The 1,995-nt window shown below is 71.8% G+C and carries 3 protein-coding genes; 1 reads left to right on the forward strand and 2 read right to left on the reverse strand.

Translation table 11 applies throughout. From position 1 onward, the window contains the following. Positions 1–793 (forward strand): ABC transporter ATP-binding protein (locus tag CCN39_RS37655; RefSeq protein WP_143264297.1); only part of this gene is annotated, 793 nt, incomplete at its 5' end. Here the strand turns inward: CCN39_RS37655 and CCN39_RS37660 are convergent. Beyond that, positions 708–1,322: a hypothetical protein gene (locus CCN39_RS37660; protein ID WP_244211177.1), complete on the reverse strand. Its 615-nt coding sequence runs from the start codon at positions 1,320–1,322 to the stop codon at positions 708–710. The two genes, CCN39_RS37655 and CCN39_RS37660, sit on opposite strands and share 86 nt — an antisense overlap. A gap of 60 nt (positions 1,323–1,382) precedes the next feature. Then, positions 1,383–1,995: DUF1963 domain-containing protein (locus CCN39_RS37665; RefSeq protein WP_143264298.1), on the reverse strand; the 613-nt coding region annotated here is incomplete at its 5' end.

The raw sequence follows: 1,995 nt of genomic DNA on the forward strand, positions 1-1,995 counted from the left end.
GCGGCGGGGGATCGAGCTGCGGGACGTCTGGTTCCGGTACGGCGACGACCTGCCGTGGATCCTGCGCGGCGTCGATCTGACCATCCCCCACGGCCGCTCGACGGCGCTGGTCGGGCTCAACGGCGCGGGCAAGAGCACGCTGGTCAAGCTGCTGTGCCGGTTCTACGACCCGACCCGCGGCCGCATCCTCTGGGACGGCGTCGACCTGCGCGACGTCCCGGCGGCCGAACTGCGCGAGCGGCTCGCGGTGCTGTTCCAGGACTACATGGAGTACGACCTCACGGCGGCGGAGAACATCGGCCTCGGCGAGCCGGCCGCGCTCGACGATCGTTCGCGTGTCACCGGCGCGGCCCGGCTGGCGGGCGCGGACCCGGTGGTGGCGGCCCTGCCCCAGGGCTACGACACGATGCTGAGCCGCATCTTCTTCGGCGGCGAGAACCCGGGCGTCACCCTCTCCGGCGGCCAGTGGCAGCGGCTCGCGCTGGCTCGCGCGCTGATGCGCGAGCAGCGCGACCTGCTGATCCTGGACGAACCGAGCGCGGGCCTCGACGCCCGGGCCGAGCACGAGATCCACCAGCGGCTGCGGCAGCACCGGGCCGGCCGCACGAGCGTGCTGGTCTCCCACCGCCTCGGCGCCATCCGCGAGGCGGACACGATCGTCGTGCTCGCCGGGGGCAAGGTGATCGAGCGCGGCGGCCACGAGGAACTCATGGCCGGGGGCGGGGTGTACGCGGAGCTGTTCGAGGTGCAGGCGAGCGGGTACCAGGAGTCCGCTCCCCGATCAGCGGGGTGAAGGCGATGAGCAGGAGCGCGGCCCCCACCGGGATGAAATCCTTGTCGAGGAGGGGAAGGACGACGTCGACGAGGACCAGTACCGGCGCCCACCACGGCACCCGGCGCCCGACGGCGAGCAGCGTGACCAGCACGACCATGCCGACGAAGAACAGCATCGGCCCGTAGCTGTAGAAGGCCGCTTCGACACCCGGGGTGTTCTGGATCCGCGTGAAGGAGGCGTCCATCCCGGCGCGGTCGGCCGACCGGAACCCGACCACGATGTCGATGCCGAACTGGACGCCGACGGCCAGCGCACCGGCGATCCCGGCGGCGAACCCGGCGGTGGCGGGCCGGGTGCGGCCGGCGAGCGTCCACATGGTCCGGAAGGCCTGGACGAAGAACACCAGGCCGGCCAGGAAGAACAGGTGACCGGTGGTCCAGGCGAACCCGGGACCGCGGCTGCCGTCCAGGCCGTCCAGGATCCGGACGACGCCGTAGGCGCCCAGGCAGAGCGGGGCGAGGAGGAACGCGAGGCGCGAAGAAAGCATGCCGCAGAGTCTCTTCGCGCCGCGCGCGGCGGACAATCGGGGGAAACCCCGAGCTTCGCCTCAGGGATTCCAGTACCGGTCGGTGAAAACGCGGTCGAAGCGCCGCGCCGCCAGGTCCTCGCGCTGGATCGCCCAGTGGACGGTCGCGCCCTCCCAGCCCTCGATGTCGGTGTGCCAGTCGGCGAGGAGCACCCAGTCCGCGACGTCCTTCGACACCACGCCGTCCACCTTGCCGGTCCCGGCCGCCCGCAGCGCGCCCGCCACGACGGTCTCGAGCGGGTCACCGGAGTCGGTCACCTCCTCCGCGGCGTAGCCGCCGAGCTGGAGCGTCCCCCACCGGTCGACGCCCGTGCGCGTGCTCCGCCAGAGTTCCAGGAGTTCTTCCGAGAACGGGACCAGTTCCGAGTGCTCCCAAGGGCTGTCGGAGAAATCGATCTCGCAGAAGCGGGGGAGCGACACGTCGCGTGCCGCCCGCAGCGGGGACTGCGGGAACTTCTCGATCAGCTCGCGGTACTCGTCCTCGGTCGACCACCACGAGAAGTGTTTGTCCCGCTCGGAAACCGCCGTGCCCGCCGGGACGTACACCGCGCTGCCGACGTCGGCGTCGCAGCTGTCGTCTTCGGGGAAGGCGAACAGCAGCAGGTGCCCGTCGGCGGGCACCTGCTGCTGTTCG

It is taken from the genome of Amycolatopsis kentuckyensis (assembly GCF_002155975.1).
Classification (GTDB): Bacteria; Actinomycetota; Actinomycetes; order Mycobacteriales; family Pseudonocardiaceae; genus Amycolatopsis; species Amycolatopsis kentuckyensis.

Excerpts from the sequence above, each read along its gene's own strand:
- CCN39_RS37660 (WP_244211177.1), bottom strand. The coding sequence starts at position 1,322 with ATGCTTTCTTCGCGCCTCGCGTTCCTCCTCGCCCCGCTCTGCCTGGGC.